Source organism: uncultured Coprobacter sp., from assembly GCF_947855755.1.
Classification (GTDB): domain Bacteria; phylum Bacteroidota; class Bacteroidia; order Bacteroidales; family Coprobacteraceae; genus Coprobacter.
Window position 1 is genome coordinate 63593 of the sequence record NZ_CANUAR010000014.1, and the last position, 25697, is coordinate 89289.

Here is a 25697-nt window from a genome sequence, read left to right on the forward strand (position 1 = left end):
ATACCCGAACGGATATAAAGGTTTTCCTTCAAAATACATATAAGTACGATTATTCTTCACATTATAATCATCAAAAGCCGGAAGGTCTGCCAAACTATTATAGAATGTCAAGGGAAGACGGCCTCCCGGGTTATAATCTCCGAACAAAGCTTCAGCGACAGCCGTTCCACCCTGCTCTCCGGGATACCAAGCATCTAATACCGCCGGAATATTTTGGTCGATCCAGTTAATCGCCAAAGAACTACCGGCAACTAATACGACTACTGTATTTGGATTTGCTTTATAGGCCTCTTCAATAAATATTTGCTGGTCTTCGGGTAATTCTATCGTCGACCGGTCTTGACCTTCTCTTTCTATAGTACGATCTATTCCCAAAACCGCAATAGTCAAGTCGCTTCCCCGAATAATTTCCCCAGCATCCCCATAAGCATCGAGCAAACCTTCAGAATCTGTACCCGGAGTTCTCCAAGCTAACTTTGCAATCGCCTCACCGTCATTATCGAAATACTCGGCTACCAGCTTATATGTCTTGCCCTTTTCTAAATAAACACTTACATAATCGGTTTCCTCTGCACGAATTTTCCAAGAATCAATCAATTTTTTACCGTCAAGGTATAATCGGCATCCATCGTCAGATGTAAATGCGAACGTATGACGTCCCGTTTCCGGTGCAACCAGATTTCCCGTCCAACGAATTGACATTTTCCCTCTGGGAATTAAAGGATCGGAAGGATGATTTTTCGGATCGAAAAAAATAGACTCTTCCATATCGATATTCGGCGTTCCCGACAAATCCATATTATTGAAATACTCGATAGTCAAACCGTCTGGGAAAGCCGATTTCCCGATCAGATTATATTCAAATGCTTTCGAAACAGGCGTTTTCCATGCCAATTTAGCAATTGCCTCTCCCCCATTATCGAAATACTCAACCTTTAATTCGTACGTTTTTCCTTTTTCTAACGTAACGGTTATATAATCGGTCTCCTCAGAACGAACTCTCCAAGAATCGATCAATTTTTCCCCGTTAAGATACAGGCGACATCCGTCATCTGATGTAAACGCAAACGTATATTGACCTGTAGCAGGAGCGATCAATTCCCCCGTCCAACGAATTGACATCGGACTTCCGGGAACTAAAGGATCTGGCGGACGATTTTTGGGATCAAAAAGAAGATAATCTTCAACACGCGTATTCGGAGTTCCGGAAAGATTTGCATTATCGAAATATTCAACTTTCAACCCGTTCGGGAAAGCAGACTTACCGACCAAGGTATATTCCAATGCAGGAGAAACCCACGGAGCATATTTCACTTCTACCTGATCTCCTATACGGGCTTTTATACCTTCCAAAACCGAGATAGGAGTATTTACAGGCGTTCCGCTATAATCCCCGAATTCACAATTCGCAGCATTTATACCGACTACCGCTATCGATTTTATATTATCGGTCTGTATCGGCAACATATCTTTATCATTTTTCAATAACACCAAACTTTGGCGGGCAGCTTCCAATGCCAATTCACGATGCTTTTCACATCCCACAACCGAAGGAGATATTTTATTATACGGATTTTCATTCGGATCATCGAACAACCCCAACCGCATGCGACCTCTTAACACACGATACGCCGCAGAATCGATCTCGGACATGGTTACCATACCTCGATTATAAGCATTCAACAACGGAGTGATATAGACATTATCTCCGCATTCCAGATCCAATCCGGCCTTTATACATAATGAAGCCGCCTCCTCATAAGTATCGACATAATGATGTTGCGATACAATATACTCGGGAGCGCTGCAATCCGAAACGACGTAACCGTCAAACCCCCAGTCATTCCGTAGTACATTGGTCAACAACCATTTATTCAGCGTACAAGGAATTCCGTTTACTGCATTATATGCAGACATGATACTTTGTGCCTGCCCCTCTTTAACACACTTTTCAAATGCCGGGAAATAATATTCCCGCAAATCACGTTCCGATATTACAGCATTACCGCTCGCTCTATTATGTTCTTCGTTATTGGCGGCAAAATGTTTCGGAGTCGATACCACTTTAATATATTTAGGATCATTCCCCTGAAGTCCCCGTACAAATGCGATTCCCAGCGTAGCGGTTAAAAAGGGATCTTCTCCGTATGTTTCCGGCGTACGTCCCCAACGTGGGTCTCGTGCCATATTTATCGTCGGTGACCAAAACGTCAACAAGTCACTAGATCCCGCCGTCTGGTCTTTACCTTGATTCAACTCATTCCAGCGTCCCCTGGCCTCATCCGAAATAGCCGTCGACACTTCTTGCAAAAAGTCAGGATTCCACATACTGGCAAGACCTATAGCTTGAGGAAATACCGTAAACTTTCCGGGACGAACAACTCCGTGCAAGGCTTCGTTCCCATGATAATATTTATCGATTCCCAAGCGGGGAATAGCCGGAGATGTTGCCCGCAAGAGAGAAATTTTTTCAGAAACATTCAAACGGGAAAGCAAATCTTTAATCCTTTCATGATGAGACAATGTCGTATCCCTGAAAGGATAATTGACCTGAGCTACGGTAAAGGAAGAAATTTGCAACAAAAGCACTATCGTTCCGATACATTTTCCTATTTTTTGCATTTTATACCTTTTTAATATTCAATTCATACATACAATACCATACTTAAAAATAAATTTTTATTCGTTTTCAAAATAACGAATTTTTTTTAACTTCTATTCAGAACCCGTCGAAATTTCGCAAATATATAAAAACGTCTTTGAATAATTTTGCCCGGGATAATAGCGACAAACATTTATCCCGGGCAAATCAACTTAACGACTAACCGTAATACAATATAAGACTATTTTACAAGCACTTTATATGTCCCTACAGCACCATTCTTATCTGTTACTTTCACGATATAGAAACCTGAAGCAGCATCGTATGTATTTGCTCCTGAAGATGCTACGGTTTCGGACATAGCCGCTCCGCTCAAAGCATAAACCGTTACTTTCACCGGATCTACAGTATTTACAATAATCTTTCCATTCGAAGCATATACTTCAACGCCCTCTACGTCCGCTGCAGTCTGCGATACCCCTGAAAGTTCTTTCTTATCCAAATAAATATCAAACACATTAGCCCCCATAGTAGTACTATTCAAAATATTGTAAACCATATACAACTGATGCTTTCCGGTTACTTCTCTCAACATCTCTCCGGCAGTATGCTTCTTGATATCCCAACTCCCAGTACCTTGTATTCTTACGCGGGCAATCGGTTCATGACCTTCCAAAATAGAAGCCAAATCGGTGTCCCAGGTCTCTTTCATAATAGTAAAATCAGGATCAAGATCGATATAAAATGCAAAATTAGCCTCATCGATACTACCTAACCAACTACTTTCAGAAGAATGATTTACAACAATACTCTTATATTCGCCATTGCCGAAATCTACTCCTTCACCCGATGCATCAAAGAAATTAATAACCGTACCGTTTTTAGTAAAACCTATATTTCCTGCCGTTTCATATTGCCCTTTAGCCATTACTTCATAGAACCAAGGATTACCCTGTCCTTCAAGACATCCAACAAATGTATGATGAAATGCATCAGCCGAAGGTAACTCATCGACTACGGTTATTCCACATTTGAGTGATTCCGTCCAAAGGTTTCCTTTTGAAAATTCGATATTCTGCAAATTAAAGCCTCCGCCTACCCATTTTGCAATAATCTTATGCTGTCCAGTAACAGACTCGATATTTTGAGCAAGCGGGGTAATATTTATCATTTGTAGCCCCGTCCAAATTTTAGCCAACAGTTTATCTTCAGAAATCTCATCCAAATAGATCTCTACATAAACGTTGATATTAACATCTTTATCCCGCTTTACATAAGCAACAATCTGGTCATAATCGCCATTACCGAAATCTACGTTTCCATAATCGGCAATAAACCCGTCATCCGTCCATCCCCAAGAATCTCCATCGAGTTTAGTATCGAAAAAAGGAGATTCTGCACCAGCTTCTTCACCTGTTGGGACCATAGGAACCGACTCCGTAGCCAAAAGCTGGGTAGAAACATCTTCATAACCAGGTATCATATTCGGAGTACGTAAAGCAAGACCATACAAATAGTCATGCTCTCCTTCCTGAATAAACCGATCCGCCGGTATCGGATTTTCATAAAAATTTACAGCCCAAATATTACCCGATCCTCCAATAAACGTAAGATATACCTTTTGTTTTCCAACAGGTTTGTAATATTGCGTTTGAGCTCCTTCGAAATTCCCGTCATGGTTTGGACCTTTAAGATATGCCATCGAATCGGCAAATGTATAAACAGCCTGATAACCTCCGGTTTCATCAAGCGTAATTTGGGTAAACGGAAGTGAACTTTCATAATCCTGACCGGCATGTAATATTGCCCAACCATCCATATAATATCCATTCGCAAAAACAATACCGGCAGCAGCATATTTATTCCCATCTTCACCGAAATCCACTTCACCCAAATAAACTTGGGTATTTTCACTACAATTCCCGATATTCATCGTAACTGGATCAAATTTCCCATCTTTCATAATCTCGACACCACTTTCCGAGTTGGTCGGAATTACCAAATCCTGAGCTACTGCAGAAGCTGAAAACATCAAAGTCAGCAATCCTGCTAAAAATGTATTTCTCTTTTTCATAACAAAAAAATTGAATTGTTAATTATAAACTCAAGTTCTAAGGATATAATTTTCATTTTTTACACTTTCCTATTAATAGTTTTAGAACTGTCTAACAATTAGTAATTAAACAGTTCCAAAACTGAATAAATCTCTATAAGATCTTATTTTACAAGAACTTTATAAGTTGCAAGATTTCCGTTTTCATCCGTTACTTTCACGATATAGAACCCTGAAGCCATATCGTATGTATTCACTCCTGCCGATGCAACAGTTTCGGACATAGCTACACCGCTCAATGTATAAACAGCTACATTCACCGGATTTACAGTATTTACCACAATCTGTCCGTTTGAAGCATATACCTTAACACCCTCTATATCAGTAAATGTCTTTTGTACTCCTGTAATATCTTCTTTATCGAAATAGATATTGAATACATTAGCTCCGGCTGAAGTGTCATTTTTAATATTATATACGATATAAAGATCATGTTTTCCGCTAAGATCACCGATTATCGCTCCGGCAGTATGTTTCCTTATACTCCAAGCAGTAGTACCTTGAATCCTTACACGGGCAATCGGTTCATGACCTTCCAAAATCGCAGCTAAGTTAGTAGCCCAATCATCTTTAGTATATTGCATATTCGGATCAAGATCGACATAGAAATCGAAGCTTGCATCTTCCACTTCTCCCAACCAAGTTTTATCGCAAGCATGATCTACTACTATACTTTTATATTCGCCATTACCAAAGTCTATTAGAGCATCATCAGTGTTCGGATCATAAAGATAAAGGACCGTACCGTTTTTAGTATAACCGATATTACCCGCACTTTCATATTGTCCATTGGCAAGAACATCGTATGCCCAAGGCTCGGCCAAGCCTTCCATACAACCTTCAAATTTAACACGGAACGCATTTTCCGACGGCAATTGATCTACAATCTGAACACCACAATCCAGTCCTTCGTCCCAGTTAGCACCTTTACTGAATTCCACAGCCAACAAGTCCGGACCTTCACCGGCCCATTTTACCAATACTTTATGAGTTCCTGTAAGAGACTTAATATTTTTAGCGATCGGATAAAACTCTTTCATATGTATATCCGCCCAAATCGAAGCAATCATGTTTTCCTCTTTTACTTCATCGATATAAACCTCAAGAAATCTCGACACACTAGGATCTGCATCTTTTTTTACATAAACAATTACTTGATCATAACCGTTACCGAAATCAACATCTCCATAATCGGCAATAAATCCGGCTTTAAGCCAACCCCAAGCACCGCTTTCTTCATTAATCCGAACGCCACTAAATTCCGAACCTTCTTCCGTCGAAACTGCAGCTACAGATTCTGTCGATAGTTTCTTCACCGATATTTCATCATATCCCGACCTTTCTGACGGAAAACGTAAAACAGGAGCGCCCCACCATCCGGGACGGCCATCTTCTTCCTGAACAAAATCTTCCGGCTGCAACTGGTTCTCAAAGAATTTCACGGAACGGATATTCCCATTACCAGCAACAAAAGTAAGCCACACCTTCTGCTTTCCTATCGGTTTAACATATTGCGTACCCGGTATAGCAATACCTTCGAACACTCCGTCATGATTCGGTCCTTTAAGATAGGCCATCGAATCGGCAAACGTATAGTAAATTTGATAGCCATTGGTTTCATCTATAGTCATCTGAGTAAAAGGCTTCGAAGATTCATAATCCTGACCGGCATGTAAAATCGCCCAACCGTCGGTACTCCAACCATTTGCAAAAACAATACCGGCAGCAGCATACTTATCTCCGTTCTCTCCAAAATCGACTTCACCTAAACAAATACGAGTAGTCTCACTTGTACTTTGAATACATCCCGTGAGTTTATCCAGTGTACCGCTCTCTTCAATAATAAAGTCTGCAGCCCCGATAGTCAAATCTTGTGCTATTGCCGAAGTAGAAAACATCAGGGTCAACAACCCTGTAAAAAATGTACTTTTTTTCATGATAAGAAAATTGATTATTGATTTAATTCGATTAAAATTTAGCATACGACACTTTATCCTTATAAAAATATCACTCCCTTGATACCTTTATAAGCACAAAAAAGAAAGAATATTCCCTAACGGACATTCTGTGTCAATGAACATCTCAACCCCATATATGACTATAGTAAGTCAAAAAAAACGACTACGGAGATGTACACTCGTTTATACAGATTTCATTTAGGGATAGGATCGATCGTTCTGCACGACACACCTTCGGGCGAAAGAACTGGCTGTTGAAGATAACGCCACCCGAAAAAATTTGCGAGTAAAGTTTTTTTCATGATGTTAGCTTTTTATGTTATAGAAAAATTATCAATAGCAAATTTAATGACTTGAATCTTTTTTATATAACACAAAGCGTTCAATAAATAGCAATTTTCTGCATTTTACCCTTTTTAATCACAGAATAAAATGCAGAAAATAAAAAATCACTCAAATGAATCCGTGCGGAAAGGAGCAAGAGGTAATCCGTTTTCTCCGTACAAATTACACGGAGGATTATCAGCCCATCCATAACGCACTGCAATAGGAACAATTACTTTCGGAGAAGTAACCGTAATTACATTTTCGGTCACAGTAGCACGAGCAGGGTAAAACTTCATATCAGGTCCGGCTATTGCAAAACCGGTAGGTAACTCTCCTTTTACCTTGATATTTTGATTAAATGATAGAATAACAGATTTTTTCTCGATCTTAAAATTCTTATACATCGGAATCTCGTATTTTCCTTTTTTATATGTATCGGCAAGTGCCAAACGTGCCAAACGCGCTCCTACCTCTTGCTTGTTTTTAGGATGAATATCATACGCTTCGCCTATATCGATCGTAACGACCATTCCCGTTTTTTCAAGATGCAGAGCATTCGTCTGAGCTTCCCGAAGATGCGCCCATGTAGAATTCGGTTGTACCTCCTGCATGTTCAAAAAATTCGCTAATTGTACAAAATAAAACGGGAAATCATTTTTCCACAAACTACGCCAATCGGCAATCATCGACTGAAATAACGGAGTATATTGAACCGCTCTTTCTACATTCGCCTCACCTTGATACCAGATCACCCCTTTTATAGGAAATTGACGTAAAGGATAAAGCATCGCGTTATAAAGTACGGAAGGATAATTTTGACTATCCGGAGAAAACGGAATCGAAGGTTGTTGGGACAAAGGTACTCCTATCCGATAATTCCACTCTCCTGCTAATGAAATCTTATGATTATCTACCTCTATCGACATATCTTCCGGAGAACCGCAAATTCCGCCCGAACCGCTCTGATCTTGCACCTTCACTGTAATAATTCCTTTTCCCGACCTTACCAAATCTGCCGGTACAGTATAGGTACGTTGTATATGATATCCTTCTCCTCTGGCTATTTCTTTTCCATTAAAATAGGTAATATCTTTATCGTCTATCTTTCCTAAATTCAATGTTAAAGTCTTTCCTTCCCATTCAGAAGGTATATCTATAACTTTCTGAAACCATACCGAACCGTCAAAGTCAGGAAGCCCGTTATATTCCCACGCTCCGGGTAAATTCATCTGTTTCCATTCGTCACCCGATTGTTCATCGGAAATCCAACAAGGAACACCATTTTTCATTCCCGGATCACAGTCATTCAAACGTTTTTCCCAATCGGTCATATCATCCCGATATTTCGCCATCAATAATTCTCTGTCGGCACGACACTGTTCTATACGAGCTGCATCTTTTTCAAAACCCCATACATGCTTTAATGCCGAAAGGCTTGTCCACGCCTCAGCAGGAGTACCTCCCCAAGTACAATCAATAACTCCGATAGGGACTTTCAATTTTTCCCATAAATTACGAGCATAAAAATAAGCTACTGCCGAAAAATTCTCTACGCTTGAAGGCGAACACTCTTTCCAACCATCACCATTTATCTCCAATTTTTCAGAAGGGACATGAGATATTACCTTTTTAACTTGTAACAAACGAATAGAAGGATAAACCGCTTCTGCAACCTCTTTTTCATAATTCATCACTTTTCCCCAACCGGCAACCGGCATTTCCATATTCGACTGTCCCGAACAGAGCCATACCTCCCCGACCAATACGTTTTGCAAGAAAAGAGGCTCTCCGTCATCGACCGTAATCATATATGGACCTCCGGCTTTAGGGGTCGGAATTTGAACTTCGAATTTTCCATCCATACCGGATGTGACCCGAAAATCTTTAGAACTCCATCCGACTTTTACGACAACCTCTTTTCCATTTGCTGATACACCGGAAACGGTAAGCATGCTCTTTTGCTGAACTATCATGTTATCCGTAAAATAAGCCGGCAAAGAGACTTTTGCCTGCATCGATAAGGATATACAAAAAGAGAACAATAAAAACAAACACTTATTCATACAATTTCATCATTATAAATTACCTTGCAGAAAAAATTCAAGATCTTTCTGCAAGGCGATTATGTATTGTTAAAACAAAACTATTTTTAAAATTTAGAGAAGCTCTTACTCTTACATTTTCACTTTTTTTGAACGGACAGAAGCATCTCCTGTAACCAAACCTTCCGATTTAACTTTCACCTTTATTTTTCCCGGATTAAAAGTCGTACGCACAGCAACTCTCATCAATCCGCCTTCTGCCTGCAATTCGGTGTCACCGGGTGTATGATAAGAGAGTTCTTTACCTTCCGTTACATAGAAATTATAAGATCCTTTATAAACACCTTCTCCCTCAACTTCAAAATTGAGCAGATTATCGGCTCTCGGACACCATCTCCCCTCTTTATCGACAATTTTTGCAGTTACAATAAACGCATCGGAAGCATTTGCCCGTAAAACAAACGACTCTCCGTCAGGCTTAGGCATCGGCTTTTCGATCGTTACTTCTACTGCATACGGTTCTCCTGAAGATTCTATTTTTTCGGAACACACAGGTTTCTTATCGACATCCAATCCGACAGCTTTGACAACTCCGGGAATCCATTGAATATCCTTCCACGTACACCTGCGTGTCCGGGAATCCGGTTCAACGATTCCATAAGACTTATCATTGATAAACAACTCTACATACGGACAATTACTCCACGCATCGACATCCTGTATACCGGAATAATTCCAATGACTCTGCAAAGCGACTCCCGGTTTTTGAGAATAAGGAATCCAAAGTGCATTCTGATAAATACGATATTTCAATTTCGGGAAACGGTTTCCGTCCATTGCACATGAACCTAAACTTTTCTGATTTCGTTTTCCGTTCAAATAAATAGTGTAACCTTCTCCATACGTTTCAGCCAACATCCAATCGATCCATCCGCAAGCTTTATTATCCAAATCTTGAAGATAATTTTCTACATAGTATTGAGAAAATCTTTTTTCATTATCATAATCGAAACGGGCTATACACCAGCTCGGATTTCCGCTCCAATTAGTTCCGTAAACTTCAGAATTGTACGAAGGATAACCTTTCATCTTCTCATAGCGATTGGTGTATCCGATCAAAACAGGATCTTCTTTATTCCATTTCGGAGGGAATCCGTCACGATTAGAGACGATACGAGGTTGAATATAATCCCATCTTCTCACCTGTTCAAGAGTATATGAAGGATAATATTTCTCACCCTCATAAGGCAATCCGTTATTTGACTCCCAAACAGCGACTGAAGGATGACTCCGGTAAGCGATCATCACATCTCGGTCACATTCCCATTTATAAGAGAGAGAGGGCTCATCCCTCAGTGCCCATTCGTTATCGCCGGTATTCAAAATCACAAGTACTCCATAAGCATCGCAAGCCTCGAATATTTCAGCAAAAGGAGGTTGATGTCCTACACGATAGGCATTTCCGCCGCATTTGGCAATATAAGCAATATCTTGCCATTGCAAAGATACCGGCACGGCAGAACCCAATCCCGGATATATATTACGATTTCCGAATCCTCGCAATATACATTTTTCTCCGTTGACATAACAATAATCTTCATCCCAAGTAATTTCTCGTATTCCACACCGTTCGGTTTTCGTATCGGTCAATTTTCCGTTTACATATACTTGATTGGAAACCGTATATAAATAAGGTTCTCCCGAACAACCCACAGGATACCATAAATGAGGATTTTTCACTGAACCTGTACGATCAAACAAACGAGTTTGCCCCGGAGCAATCTCCTCTACGTCGGAAAACGACAAAACCGTATGACCCTTTCTATCTATAAGTTTAGTACGTAACTCGACAACCTGTTCTTCATCGGTAGCATTTTCCACATTAGTCTGGAAACGCATAACGGCTTTCTGAGGAGTTGCAGAAACAGTACCGAAATAAGTACCCCATTTTCTTAACGGCGTATAACTGTTATAAGGAATGTGTACCTTATGTTTTTTATGCAAATAAACCGAAGCGGCTATACCGCCCATCGCTTGTCCGAAGCCCTCATTTTCACCAAATCCCGGCCATGCAAAAAATGTACCTTTAGAGTTTGATACTCTGACGGCAACCTGATTTTCTTCGTTCCATTTTATATAATCCGTAATATCTACGACAAAAGGCATAAAACTACCCACATGGGTAACCGGTCCGGGTTGCTTAGCTTTAAATATCCCTTGAATAGCATGACCGTTGATATACACGATTGCACCGATATTTACACTCTGAAACTCAAGAAATATTTTTTTATTCCGGTCTTTTTCGGAAAAGAACATTTTTTTTCGATACCATGCTTCTCCACGCCAGCAACGTTCTCCAGTAGTTGCATTCAGATAGGTATCACGTTCATTAAAACAATGCGGCAGACCTACCGTTTCCCATTCGCTATCGTCAAAGGCAATACCGGTCAACTCATTTTCCGTCCAAATATTGCGACTGACCGGATGAACCAAAAGTTCTCCTATTTCAGCAGATAAATCTTTCCGGTCAGAAGAAAGACACTCAGTAACGGTAAAACGAACATAACGATAAGAGCCTGAAACCGGAACAGAAAATAAAGTTCTCGTAACTACGGCAACATTACCTATTGTGTTATTAATCGCCTCGGTAAAAATATTTTCTTTATGTAATTCGCATTCCTGAACAGAAAGTCCGTCAGACAATATCCTCCAATTATTATTATCATCGCTTACTTCTACCCGACAAGCGACATAGCGTACCGAGTCGCCATTGAATACTAATTTTATTCTTTCAATCGGTTTCTTTTCAAGTAAATCTACAAAATAATTTTTCCCGACAAGGGGTTTTCCAGCTCCAGTATCGAATTTTCCATCGTTTATTCCGGAAACTACATCAGTTCCAGAAAGTACTGTAAGACCTGACACAAGATTACTTTCCTGCCGAATCACTTTAGAGAATTTCCAAGGTGTCTCCCCTATATTTACAGTCTGTTGAGCTTTTACCTGTTCCACAAACGGAACAAATAAAAGAATAAAAAACATCTGATAAAATTTTCTCATTTGATAAAATGATTTATTTTTTTGGTATTATAATATTCAATAAAAGGTCATTACATGAGAAACAGTTACATCAAAAACATTTCCCTGTTATTTATAATAAGGAATTACACAAAAATGAAGCAAGGTTCATTTTTTAAGTAAAACTGATCTTTTGTCTTTTCACAGAAGAGGCTGTTCTGATCATAACAATATAAATCCCTTTTTCAGGTAGCTCGAAATTACCGGATTGAAAAACTCGTTTTTGAGAGACGATTCCGCCATTAGCATTGAAAAGAGTTAATTCTCCGGCATCCTTAATCGCATAATATAATGATGAACCTGAATTCCATATTCGAATATCGTCATTTTTTGAAATGGCATCTATCCCGCTCACCTCCTCTACTTTTAATGTAGATGATGCAAACATTCCGCCTTTATTTCCGTTATCGATAGCCTGCACTCCCCACTCATACTCTCCCGCAGCTTTAATATTCATTTGATAAGAGCATCGAACAAGTTCGCCCGATATTTTTCCCACTCGCACAAATCCGGTCTGAAGATCTGCCGGAACAGTCATAAATATTTTATCAGAACCCTTTTCACGAAGATAAAAATTATATCGTAATGCTACAGACGGAGTCACATCGTCAGTCGGTGCACTCCATGTAAATGTCGCCATATCCGTACTTTTATCAAAAGAAGCAACAAGATTTGCAGGAACATCAGGAGCTTCATTAGATTTTACGCCTTTTGTCGAAGCTATATTTTTCCACAATTTCGCTTCACAACCATTCGAACACTCTCCACTAGACCATCCCATAAGCCAAGCATCTAAAAAGCCATCGTTATTATAGTCAATCAGGTGATGACTTCCATGCGTTATCCGGCTTAAATGACCTTTTTTACCGAAAGGATCATCATAATGAGCTCCATATACGGCAAAATCAAGGTCTCCCTGATTGATATACAACCAAGTCGTATGTTCATGCTCCGCACCATGTCCTCCGACTAAAATATCTGCCAGACCATCCTGATTTACATCCCCGAAAGACAATTGTCCACCATCTATTCCTTCTAAAATGGCCACATCGGTTTGTTCGAATTTTCGATCACCGAGATTTTTGTACAGATAAAACTTCTTGGTTTTAGTATTAAAATAATATCCGGCAACTACAAGATCGGGTAAACCGTCGTTATTCAAATCGCAAACTCCGCACGAAGAATCATTTACTCCCCAAAAAGTTTGGTCACTCTCTGTAAAAGTTCCGTCTCCATTGTTCCAATAAATATGTAATTCCGAATTTCGAGAAAGGCCGTATCCCGAAGACATAATATCTAACCATCCGTCACCATCCAAATCAGAAAAACAAACGCTACCGTCCGTCTCTCCATGAAACGCACTTCCGCCTTTCAACGGAGATGATTGTAACTCAAAACGCTCTCCATTTATATTTTTATACAAATAAACAACCCTTACGGCATCCTCAGGATGTTCCGAATCAGGACGTGCACAATCATCGAAACCGGTCATAATAATATCGACATACCCGTCATTATTATAGTCGCCGACCGAAACCCAATTATGCCCCTTACCTCCGGTTTTACCGTTATATATCGGCAATATACCTGTATCCGTTTCAGGAATTTCCTCGAAAGTAACTGTTCCATCAGGGGCTATTCCTCGATTGATATACAAATGAATCTTTATTTGATCAAATTGAGTATCTCCATCCAACCATGCATAATTCCAATCACTTAAACCCGGAAGAAGGAGATCCAACAAACCGTCATTATTCATATCGAACCATATCGGACAAGAAAAAGCAGTTCCTTCAAAAGGAGATTCAAGCCGAGTAAATGTTCCGTCTCCATTATTTTTATAAAAATTAGACTGGATTTTCGATGCATGAATATGTTCGTTCTTATCGCTATAAAAAAGATCTAAATACCCGTCATTATTATAATCACCCCACGCACTTCCGGTATATGTCGCATGATAAAAGCAACCGGCAGGATTCGACCCTTTATTACCTCCTACAGCAGACTGTTTAGGAACGGGGTTCTCTACTTCTTCAAATTTTACATTTGCAACATCTCCCGCAACCTGAGCTTGCAACAGCATATGGCTACAAAAAATTCCACCCCATAGCAAGATTTCCTTTATTAACCTATTTTTCATGATGTTAGTTTATTATGACATAGAATAAAATTATCACGATAAAGATACTCATTCATTACCTTCTTTTATAACACAAATCGTTCAATAAATAGAAATCTCGAATTAATAAAGCTATACTTTACCCCTACAACTATTTTTAAGTGCTTAAAGTCTGTCTAAATTTTCTTATCGGAAATTTTAGACAGACTCCCAATCCAATATATAGAAGATTAAATCCTACTTTCGGTTTTCACCGACAAAACGGAAATCCATATTGTCTAAATTCCAAGCCTCCATCCATGGAATCGTGAGATTTTCACCTTCAAAAACAATGGGCAACCAAATATATCTCGAATCAATCAAATTCGTTTTATTCCACTTGTCAAACATCATTATATAGCCGTCCTTCTTCCCGTTTACCGGCAGTATGAAAGTGCTTTGCCCGTAAAAAGTCTTATCGGCATCTTTACCCCGACAAGGGTTTTCAACAGCTTTCCATGGCCCTAATATCGATTCTGCCACAGCATATTCCGCCTCGTTAGGATCCCACCCTGTACAACCAGAAGTAACCATATAATATTTCCCATTTCTCTTAAATATGGCCGGAGCTTCTCTAAACTTATTCGGAAAATTTCTCGTATAAGTCCCGGAATGATCTAAGTAATCATCAGTCAATAAACTAATATAAAGGGTGGCATTTCCTTCTGAAGAATAAATATGATAGGCCTTTCCGTCATCATCCTTAAACAGAGTCATATCCCGGCTGATCTGCCCGTTAGGATGCATCGAACCTAAATATGTAAACTTTCCGGTCGGAGAGTCACTAACAGCGACTCCTGCAGCAGCTTTCCAATAATTATAACTGTCTATGTGCATCCACATAACGAATTTTCCGGTTTTATCATTATATATGACTTTGGGACGCTCTATGACCATAGTAGGGTGTATATCGGAATGAGGGTTTAGCGTATCTGGCTCTAATACGACACCTTCGAATTTCCAATTATACAAATCTTTTGAAGAATAACATGAAACGCCGCCAGCTTCGGTCCTGTAACAATCCCAATCAACACCGGGAGAGCGATATGTATGCTTACCTTTATACTCTCCATACCAATAATATGTCCCGTTATGATACAGCACACCTCCACCATGTGCATTTATCGGATTTCCATCCGTATCTTTCCATTCTTTTCCCGGCATAATACTTTGAGCACGGCACGAGAAAACCGCGCATACACAGAGGCATGCTAATAACAAACAAAAATTTTTCATATTTCTCAGATTATATTTATTTAATAATCAGCGCATCGGCTAAGATGACTGCCGCTGCTGTTTTTCAAACTCTTTTGGTGTCATACCGAACTGTTTTTGGAACAATTTTATAAAATATGACGGAGAATTAATTCCGACGAGAAAACATATTTCACCTATTCTATGGCGTCCGTCAATAATCAGTTCTGTCGCTTTTTTAAGACGAATCAATCGGATAAAATCAGCAGGAGAAGATCCGGCTATGACTTTTATCTTACGATGAAGACTTGAACGGCTCATATAGACAATTTCAGATAAACGTTCTACTCCAAAATTCGGATCAGTTATATTATCTTCTATAATACCGATCAACTTATTCATCAATTCTTCGTCCGCCTTACTCATTCCCATAGAAGAAACCGGTAAGAAGGGCTTTCTCATAAATGCTTCTTTTTCCCTTTTTCTATTATCGAATAGAGAAGTTATTTGAGCCAATAAATACTGAAAAGAAAAAGGCTTTTCTATATATACGTCAGCACCCATTTTCAACCCTTCGATCTTACTATCCAAATCATTTTTGGCCGTCAGCAATACAACCGGAATGTGACAAAATTCAATATTGGATTTAATATTCCGACAAAGTTCAAACCCGTCCATTTCCGGCATTATTATATCTGAAATCACAAGATCTATATTCTTTTCTTCCAATATTTTTATCGCCTCGACACCATTCTGCGCCTGTTCCACGACAAACTGCTGTTTCAGTTTATCGACCATAAAATTAAGAAGCTCTACATTATCTTCCACTACAAGAATCACTTCTGCATTCTGCTTTTCATCGTCTATACCGCTATCTTCCGGCAGCAATTCCTCATTCAAAGACAGTACATCACTTTTCTCTACATTTTGTACCATAGGGAGTTTCAACACAAAACAATTCATACCATCTCTTTCTTCAAGTGTAAGAGAACCATGATGAAGCTCACTTAAAGATCTGGCTAAAGACAAGCCTATACCCGAACTCGAAAAAGCATTCGCATCTTTTTTCATTTGATAAAACGGATCGAATATTTTTTCCCTCAATTCAACAGGTATCAGTTGCCCGTCATTCAAAAAAACAATTTTAAAATCGGTCTCTTCCGATTCTAACTTTATTATAATCCGGTCATCCGAATAACGGATTGCATTCGAAAACAAATTATTCAATATTTTCACAAAAGAACTGCGGTCGGCCGATACATAAACATCAGATTCCGGTAAAGAAAGCTCCATGTGTCGATTTTCGGATAAAGCCATCGCCTCAAAACGCTGATATTCATCTTTCAATATATCCACAACATTCAGAGATACAAAGTTCATTTGCATCTGATTGCCGTCCATTTTTCTAAAATCCAGCAACTGATTGATCAAAGCCAGTAATTCCGATGTATTCCGGCTCATTATCTGAAGATTCTTTTTCATCTCCGGATCGGTGATATTCATTTCCAACATAGATTCCAACGGCCCGTTGATCAAAGTTACCGGCGTACGTATCTCATGGGCAATATGCGTAAAAAAGTCTATTTTAGAACTGTATAATTCTTTCTCTTTTTCACTTTCAAATAGCTGTTGCTTTTCTGCCGATTTTATTTCACTTCTAGACTTATACCAACGAAACCATAAATAAAATATACATACGGCCAAAAGACAATAAATGACATACGACAGCGGACTTCTCCACCACGGTGGTAAAACAGTGATCTCGACTACAGCTCCTGCCTCATTCCACAATCCGTCATTATTAGCTCCTTTTACACGAAAAGTATACTTTCCGGGAGGTATATTTGCATAAGAAACATTATGATTATCACGCATATATACCCAATCATCGTCAATATTATCCATTTTATAGGCATATACATTCGCAGATGGCGCTACATAGCTCAATGTCACAAACTCGAAACCGATATTCGCCTGATCATAATTCAACGTTATCTTATCAGTATATAAGATACTTTTTTGTAAAGGTGAATTTTCCGAATGTGGTGTAACCTCCTTATTTCCGATCAACAATTTCGTAATAAAAACCGAAGGTATGCAACTATTTTTCTGTATCTGATATGGATCAAAAGAGATCAAACCTTCGGAACTACCAAAATAAAACACACCGGACGAACTCATAAATGCCGATTTATAATTAAACTGATCACCCGGTAAACCGCTATCGGTAGTAAATACTTCGCATTTTCCTGTTTCAGGATCGAATCTTACCAGTCCTTTATTCGTACCGAACCATAAATTTCGATTTTTATCTTCTAAAATTTTATATGCCGTATCATCAGGAAGTCCTTGCTTCTCAGAAAATGTCGTAAAATTATCTTCCGTTTTATTGTATCGGCATATCCCTCCCCGATCTGTAGAAAACCAAATCTCTCCAGAAGAAGTTTCCTTGATATTGCTTACGGAATTAGAGCTTAAACTTGTTTCATTTCCTTCATGATGTACATAACGTTTTATTTTTCCATCCTCAGGATTATATTTATAGACTCCGTTTCCCATAGTCGCTACCCAAATATACCCGTCAGAATCTTCTATTATATCGAATATATAGCTCAATCCGAATTGAGGAAGCCGAGTAAAATTCATCGTCTTCTTATCCCCGACATACACTCCCCAAGCATTACCGATCCAGATTTTACCTTTGTGGTCTTCACATAAAGCATATATACTGGCCTCATTCAATCCCAATTGCTCACCAGAATAATGACGGACTGAAAAATTTTTCCGATCGACTATATCAAGACCGTTCTTAAAAGAACCTATCCATATATGATTTTTATCGGACAAAAGAGCCAATGTCTTATCGCAAACCGATTTAGGACCAACATCTCGTCCTATTTTCTTAAATGCGCCTGTCTGAGGATCGTAAATATTGACACCGGCATCCTCCGTACCGACCCATATATTTCCATCCTCATCTTCTACAAATTCCCGCACCCGTTTGCTACTGATCGTATAAGGACGGCTAAGAGGAATATGCCGTATAAATTCTATTCCCCTCTGAGGATAATAATTTACTCCTCCCAAATTAGTTCCTATCCATATCCCGTTTTCCCTATCCCGGTAAATACGACCTATTTGATTATCAGACAAGGAGTAAGGACACATCGGATCATTATAAATATGCGATACCTTATTTTTCGACTCATTAATAACGTAAACGCCCGATTGAGTTCCTACCCATAACTCATCGTCAAAACAGACTACGTCACGAATAATTTTATAATGAACTTCGGGGGCACTCACATCTATTAATGTATTTTTTCGCTTATTCAATTTTCTTAATTTACCTTCATGTATTCCGATTACCAACTCATCTCCATAATCACACATTTTGTAAATATTCTCCCCCAATAACGTTTCTCCGGCATTATTACCTAAATATTGAGTAAATCTGCCATTTTCTCTATTATAAAGATAAACACCTTTACCATTTGTTCCCACCCACAATCGTCCGCTTCGATCGACACAAAGGCATTGAGGATTACCTTGGTCGGGGAGTTTAGTATCCCCGAACGGATAATGTACGAGACCATCTCCATTATACTTAAATAATCCTTGATTAGGCAAGACAATCCATATATTGCCATCGGCATCTTCTTTTATATCCGATACCCAATCTTTCATTCTTATTCCGTTCTCAGTCGAGTCGTTGACAAAAGTAAAAGTCTCATAAACCGGATCGAAAATAAAAATCCCCTTATCCGTACCGACCCACAGATGTTTATTCTTATCTTCAAAAAGCGATGAAATATTATTATTTCTTTTATTGGCGACAGAATCGTAACAATCGAATACCCGAATAGAATTCCCATCAAAACGATTCAATTTATTACGAGTTCCGAACCACATAAACCCTTCACTATCCTGCAATATAGCCTTGATGTCGGTCTGAGAGAGCCCATCACGTCCGTTTATAACCGTAAAATAATATCTGAACGAATAATCCTGAGCCTGTAAAGTAATTAGACTCAGCAAACAAATTATTCCTAAAATATACCTCTTCATGGTATTCATAACAATTACTTTTTGCAAATGTATATATAAAAAAAAGAACATATATTCCAAAAAATAGCAATCTGGTTGAATTTACAATATCTCAAACACTTCATAACAGTGTAAATGAAACAAATCTTTCAAAAATTGACACCTGCATTACAAGAACACTCCTCGATTCACTCTATATTTGTAATATAATTTAAATATTGAATGCCATGCTTAAATACAAGTTATCTTCATTTTTTTTCGTATTCTTAATTATTCAATCATCCGCTCAACTCAGAGATAGGGTTTCCTTGTCGGGAGAATGGCAATTTTTTAAAGGCGACACAGAATCACCGGCAAAAGTTGAACAAGTATCCGTTCCGCATACTTGGAATGCACAAGACGGAACAACGGCAAATTATTATCGGGGAAAAGGTACATATCGGTATAATTTCGATTCTCCCAAAAATATACAAAAAAAACGGGTATTTCTCAGATTCGAAGCGGTCAGCCAAGAAGCAGATGTATTTCTGAACGGACAATATCTCGGTAATCATAAAGGTGCATTTAATGCTTTCTGTTTCGAAATCACGCCGTATCTTAAGAAAAAAAATAATGAGCTGGTCGTAAAAGCCAGTAATGTCCTCAACCCTGATATAGCTCCTTTATCCGGAGATTTTACTGTATTTGGAGGAATATATCGTCCCGTATCTCTCTTAATTTTACCTCGCACATGTATAACTCCGCTCGATTATGCTTCATCGGGAATATACATAAAACAAACAAAAATACAGGATCATAAAGCTACGATAGATATTATCACAAAGATCGACGGAGATATATATGGAAATAAAAAATTACGACTACGTACTTCTGTTTTCGATCCGACTGGCAAACTCGTAATAACCTCTGAAAACGAAGAAATCAAAGCTTCGGAAAACACGGCAGCTATCGATCAAAGAATATATATAGACAACCCTATTTTATGGAACGGCAAAGCAGAACCTAACCAATACCGTTTCTTTTGCGAATTATTACAAGGAAAAAAAGTCATCGATACCTTATCGGTATATACAGGATTGCGTTATTTCAAAGTCGACCCGAAAAAAGGATTTTTCTTGAATGGAAAATCTTATCAGATAAGAGGGGTAAATCGTCATCAAGACCGCCCCGGAAAAGGGTGGGCGATTAGTGAAGAAGATCACCAAGAAGACATGCAACTTATTAAAGAGATAGGAGCAAACGGTGTAAGACTTGCACATTATCCCCATTCCGACTATTTTTATTCTCTTTGTGATAAAGAAGGTCTGTTGGTATGGGCTGAAATACCTTTTATCGGAAACGGTACCGAATCGATTGCATTCGAGGAAAATCTGAAACAACAATTGACCGAACTCATTCGCCAGAACTTCAATCACCCTTCGATATTCTGCTGGAGTCTTTTCAACGAATTGGTAAAAGGAAATCCTGAGAAACTGGTCGCAGAGCTGAACAACCTCGCGCACAAAGAAGATCCTACCCGCTTTACCGTAGCAGCAGCGAACATCGAAGGACGACCGGAGAACACGATTACCGATATCATGGCATTTAACACATACCCGGGCTGGTACTGGGCTGAACCTGAAACAATGGGACCGTCGATCGATTGGAAAAAAGATGAAAAAAGAGGCGTTTGCATCAGTGAATACGGAGCTGGAGCAAGCATTAAACATCATCAACAGCGAATGAAGAAAGCTCCGAAATGCGAAGGAGATTTCCATCCTGAAGAATGGCAAGCGATCGTTCATGAAGGAAATTATAAAGAAATTGACAAAAGAGACTTTGTTTGGGGATCTTTTGTTTGGAATATGTTCGACTTCGCCAGTGGTGGACGGAAAGAAGGTGATACTTACGGCATGAACGACAAAGGATTGGTTACATACGACCGAAAAACTCCGAAAGATGCATTTTATTTCTATAAAGCAAACTGGTCGAAAAAACCTGTCCTACATATTACGAGCAAACGTCATATCGAACGTACAGAACCGGAAACCGAAATAAAAATATACTCGAATTGTTCAGACATTACTTTATATGTAAACGGGATTAAATACCCCAGTAGTGCCGGAGATCACAATATTTTTACTTGGAAGGACGTTCGGTTGCAACCCGGAAAAAACAAAATCAGCGTATCCGGGACATTCGATAACAAGACCATAACAGATCAATGCGAATGGATTTTGGAAAATTAAAATTTTCAATACTAACAATCAAACACAACAACATGAAAAAGACATCTTTTCTCATTTTACTTTCACTATCCGTTTCTCTTGTTTGTCTCGGGAAAAGCGTAGTTGACTATGTCAATCCGATGATAGGAACTGCATTGAAAGGAGAAGGTGGTACTGCGCCATTTGTCGGGACACCCTTCGCTATGACCAATTTCCTACCACAAACAAGAGAAAACAAAATAGGAACAATGGCCTATGTTTACGATGATAAATCTATCATGGGGTTTCTAGCATCACATCAACCGACCGTATGGATGGGAGATTACGGTTACGTCTCTTTGATGCCTCAAATAGGAGAAAAAATAAAAGTATTGCCGGAAGATAGACAGATAGTTTTCGACCATAAGCAGGAAAAGGCTACACCTTATTATTATTCCGTAAACTTGCCTTTAGAAAATAAAAAAAGTATCAAAGCCGAAATAAGTGCGGCAAGTCGTTGCGCCTTGTTCCGTTTTACATTTCCGAAAAACGAAAATGCTCGTTTAATCATACAAGGTATCAACCTGAACCCAAAGCTTAACGACTGGTGCAACGATTTCGGACCTCGTCTGAAAAAAATAAAGGGATGGATCAAAATCGATCCGGAAAACAACGAAATAATCGGTTATAATCCTGATCGCCAATCAGCTCAAATAGGTCCGGAATTACCCAATTTCAAAGGATACTTCATCATTCGTTTCAATAAAAAAATACAAGACTTCGGGACATGGAGCGAATCTGATATTTTTAAAGGAAAAACAGAGCAAAGCGGTACTCGAATGGGAGCTTTCGTAGAGTTTGAACCTTCGAATAAAGGCCAGGTTTTGGCACAAATTTCTACATCGTTCATCAGTTTGGAACAGGCCCGTATCAACATGGAAAAAGAATTGCCTGATTGGGATTTCGACCGTCTCTGCCAAATGACGAAACAAGCTTGGAATGATAAGCTTTCGAAGATAGAAATTTCCGGTATCGGAGATAATGATAAAAGTATTTTCTATACTGCATTATACCATTGTTACTTATTCCCTCGCGAATTTTCGGAATATGGTAAATACTACAGTGCTTTCGATGACAAAATACACGAAGGAATATCTTACAACGATTATTCTTTATGGGATACATTCCGAGCATTTCATCCTCTCATGACATTTCTCGAACCTGAATTGACAGGTAACTGGATTACCGGGCTTCTACAAATGTACAAAGAAGGCGGATGGATGCCAATGTGGCCGAATCCCTCATATACGAACATTATGATAGGAACACATGCCGATGCCCTTATCGCAGACGCATATATGAAAGGAATACGTAATTACGACACCGATCTGGCTTATGAGGCTATGCGAAAAAATGCAATGGTTCCGCCAGACTGCGATACACAAAGGCGCTATGGAGACCGTGACCGATGGACTTCTTTCGAAGCAAGAGCAGGTGCAAGTTTTTATCACACGATCGGATATGTACCTGACGATAAAACAGCCGAATCGGTATCTCGTACATTAGAATATGCCTATGACGACTGGTGTATCGCACAAGTAGCAAAAGAAATGGGTAAAAAGGATGATTACAAATCTCTTATGCAATGGTCTCAAAACTACAAAAACATTTATAATACAGAAAAAGGATTTATGCTCCCCCGTAAATATAACGGAGAATGGATCGATCTGGATGATCACAACCGACACGGATTCACGGAAGGATCAAAATGGACTTATCTGTTTTGTGTTCTTCAAGATATTCCCGGAATGATCGAAATGATGGGTGGGAAAGATGCATTTACCGCTAAACTCGACCGAAACTTCAATGAAGACCACTACCGTCACGATAATGAACCGGGACATCACTATATTTACCTTTATAATTATTGTGAACAGCCTTGGAAAACACAAGAATTGATACGTAAACACACACGTATCAATTATCGCAACACTCCCGACGGAGTAAACGGAAATGATGATTGCGGACAAATGTCGGCCTGGTATATTTTCTCAGTCATGGGATTCTATCCCGTAACACCCGGAAGCAACGAATTTGCGATAGGAGCACCGCAATTTCCCGAAACTCGAGTAAATTTAGCTATAAACGGAAAAAATAAAACATTAACGATAAAAGCGGAAAACCTTTCAGAAAAAAATAAATATATTCGTGAAATATTCATAGATAATAAACAGTTGAACCGACCATTCATCAACTATTTCGATTTGATTAACGCAGAAACGATACGATTCGTTATGACCGATAAACCATCGAATTTATAAACACACTAAAAATAACATTATGATGAAAACAAAAAACATACTGGGTTTAGGCTTGCTCTTATCGACATTTTATTTATCTGAAGTTCAAGCCGAATCTCCAACGTATGCCGTACAAGATAATACAACGGTATATCAATCTAAACGTCCCGATTCCCGTTTATTCGTTTCACAAACAGTAGATGATGAAATCGACAGAGTCAGTAAAATACTGAAAAACAAAAAACTGGCATGGATGTTCTCCAACTGTCTGCCAAACACGCTCGACACGACCATACATTACAGAACTCAGGACGGAGAAGACGATACCTTCGTATATACAGGCGATATACATGCCATGTGGCTGAGAGACTCGGGTGCTCAAGTATGGCCTTATCTCCGATTCGCCCAACAAGACAAAAAATTACAAAAGATGCTGAAAGGTGTAATTCGGAGGCAAATTAAATGTATTCTTTTCGATCCTTACGCCAATGCTTTTAATGACGGTCCTACGGGAGGATATTGGATGAGCGACAATACAAAAATGAAACCGGAGTTACATGAACGAAAATGGGAAATAGACTCTCTATGCTACCCGATACGATTGGCATACGAATACTGGAAAGTAACAGGAGACACATCTGTTTTTGATGATAAATGGGTCAAAGCCGTTGCTTCTATTTTACAAACATTCAAAGAACAACAACGAAAAAACGGACTCGGACCATATTCTTTTACAAGAAAAACCGAAAAGGCCTCGGACACAATGATTAACGGAGGATACGGGCATCCGGTGAAACCGGTCGGACTGATCGCTTCAGCTTTCCGCCCTTCGGATGATGCAACGACATTCTTGTTCCTCGTGCCCTCTAATTTTTTTGCTGTAACTTCATTGAAAAAAGCGGCAGAAATACTTGAAAAAGTAAACGGAGAGAAACAACTGGCAGATCAATGTAAAGATCTGGCAAAAGAGGTTAGTGACGCTTTAAAGAAATACGCCGTTTATAAACATCCCAAATACGGGAAAATATATGCATTTGAAGTAGATGGTTTCGGTAACCAACTGCTTATGGACGATGCGAATGTCCCCAGTTTGTTGGCAATGGCTTATTTGGGAGATGTCGATATAAAAGACCCTATCTACCAAAATACGCGCAGGTTTGTATGGAGCGAAGATAATCCGTATTTTTTCAAAGGTAAAGCCGGTGAAGGAATCGGAGGACCGCATATCGGATATAATATGATCTGGCCTATGAGTATTATGATGAAAGCTTTTACGAGCCGAGACGATAAAGAAATAAAAGAATGTATCATTCAATTGCTAAAGACCGATGCAAATACCGGATTTATGCACGAATCTTTTCATAAAGATAATCCATCCGATTATACCCGTTCATGGTTTGCTTGGCAAAACTCTCTGTTCGGAGAACTTATTCTCAAATTAATCAATGACGGAAAGATCGATTTATTAAACAGTATTCCCGAAATCAGCTAAAACTCTCATTAAAAGCGGACAATGATTAGTCCGCTTTTAATTTATCTATCAATTTGAGCCGAAATTTCTATTTTTTGAACGGCATGTACAATAAAAAGCAGATAAAATAGAATATATTTGTGACGTGTTAGTTGAAATAATATCTGATATGAAAATTAAATACGAGAGGTGGAAATGTGTCTGATTAGACGTTCGTTTAA

10 protein-coding genes and 1 pseudogene are annotated in these 25697 nt (G+C 39.0%); 3 read left to right on the forward strand and 8 right to left on the reverse strand.

What is annotated here, in order from left to right; translation table 11 throughout:
• The 8 genes and pseudogenes from Q0093_RS08870 to Q0093_RS08905 form a co-directional block, all read right to left on the reverse strand.
• Positions 1-2622, reverse strand: a pseudogene (locus Q0093_RS08870) (PA14 domain-containing protein); the annotation flags it as partial.
• Positions 2623-2843: 221 nt separating this feature from the next.
• Positions 2844-4676, reverse strand: coding sequence for a T9SS type A sorting domain-containing protein (locus Q0093_RS08875; RefSeq protein ID WP_297929778.1), 1833 nt, complete (start codon positions 4674-4676; stop codon positions 2844-2846).
• A gap of 143 nt (positions 4677-4819) precedes the next feature.
• Positions 4820-6652: a T9SS type A sorting domain-containing protein gene (locus Q0093_RS08880; protein ID WP_297929780.1), complete on the reverse strand. Its 1833-nt coding sequence runs from the start codon at positions 6650-6652 to the stop codon at positions 4820-4822.
• A 470-nt stretch (positions 6653-7122) separates the two neighbouring features.
• The gene (locus Q0093_RS08885) at positions 7123-9063 is read right to left on the reverse strand and encodes a sialate O-acetylesterase (RefSeq protein ID WP_297929782.1); all 1941 of its coding nucleotides are present in this window, start codon (positions 9061-9063) and stop codon (positions 7123-7125) included.
• 111 nt (positions 9064-9174) lie between these two features.
• Positions 9175-12102, reverse strand: a complete 2928-nt coding sequence (locus Q0093_RS08890; protein WP_297929784.1) for a DUF4982 domain-containing protein — start codon at positions 12100-12102, stop codon at positions 9175-9177.
• 133 nt (positions 12103-12235) lie between these two features.
• Complete coding sequence (locus Q0093_RS08895) at positions 12236-14260, reverse strand: VCBS repeat-containing protein (protein WP_297929786.1); 2025 nt, start codon at positions 14258-14260, stop codon at positions 12236-12238.
• A gap of 216 nt (positions 14261-14476) precedes the next feature.
• Positions 14477-15514 (reverse strand): glycoside hydrolase family 43 protein, encoded by a 1038-nt coding sequence (locus Q0093_RS08900; protein ID WP_294178583.1) that lies wholly within the window; start codon positions 15512-15514, stop codon positions 14477-14479.
• A 39-nt stretch (positions 15515-15553) separates the two neighbouring features.
• On the reverse strand, positions 15554-19549 hold the full coding sequence (locus Q0093_RS08905) for a hybrid sensor histidine kinase/response regulator transcription factor (protein ID WP_297929788.1): 3996 nt from the start codon (positions 19547-19549) through the stop codon (positions 15554-15556).
• A gap of 197 nt (positions 19550-19746) precedes the next feature.
• On the opposite strand from Q0093_RS08905, the gene Q0093_RS08910 reads away from it, so the two are divergent.
• Genes Q0093_RS08910 through Q0093_RS08920 form a run of 3 tightly spaced genes read left to right on the forward strand, consistent with a single transcriptional unit; the run spans position 19747 to position 25497 of the window.
• On the forward strand, positions 19747-21747 hold the full coding sequence (locus Q0093_RS08910; RefSeq protein WP_297929790.1) for a glycoside hydrolase family 2 TIM barrel-domain containing protein: 2001 nt from the start codon (positions 19747-19749) through the stop codon (positions 21745-21747).
• A gap of 32 nt (positions 21748-21779) precedes the next feature.
• The gene (locus tag Q0093_RS08915) at positions 21780-24026 is read left to right on the forward strand and encodes a GH92 family glycosyl hydrolase (protein WP_297929791.1); all 2247 of its coding nucleotides are present in this window, start codon (positions 21780-21782) and stop codon (positions 24024-24026) included.
• Positions 24027-24048: 22 nt separating this feature from the next.
• Positions 24049-25497: a glycoside hydrolase family 125 protein gene (locus Q0093_RS08920; protein WP_297929797.1), complete on the forward strand. Its 1449-nt coding sequence runs from the start codon at positions 24049-24051 to the stop codon at positions 25495-25497.
• Positions 25498-25697 lie beyond the last annotated feature (200 nt).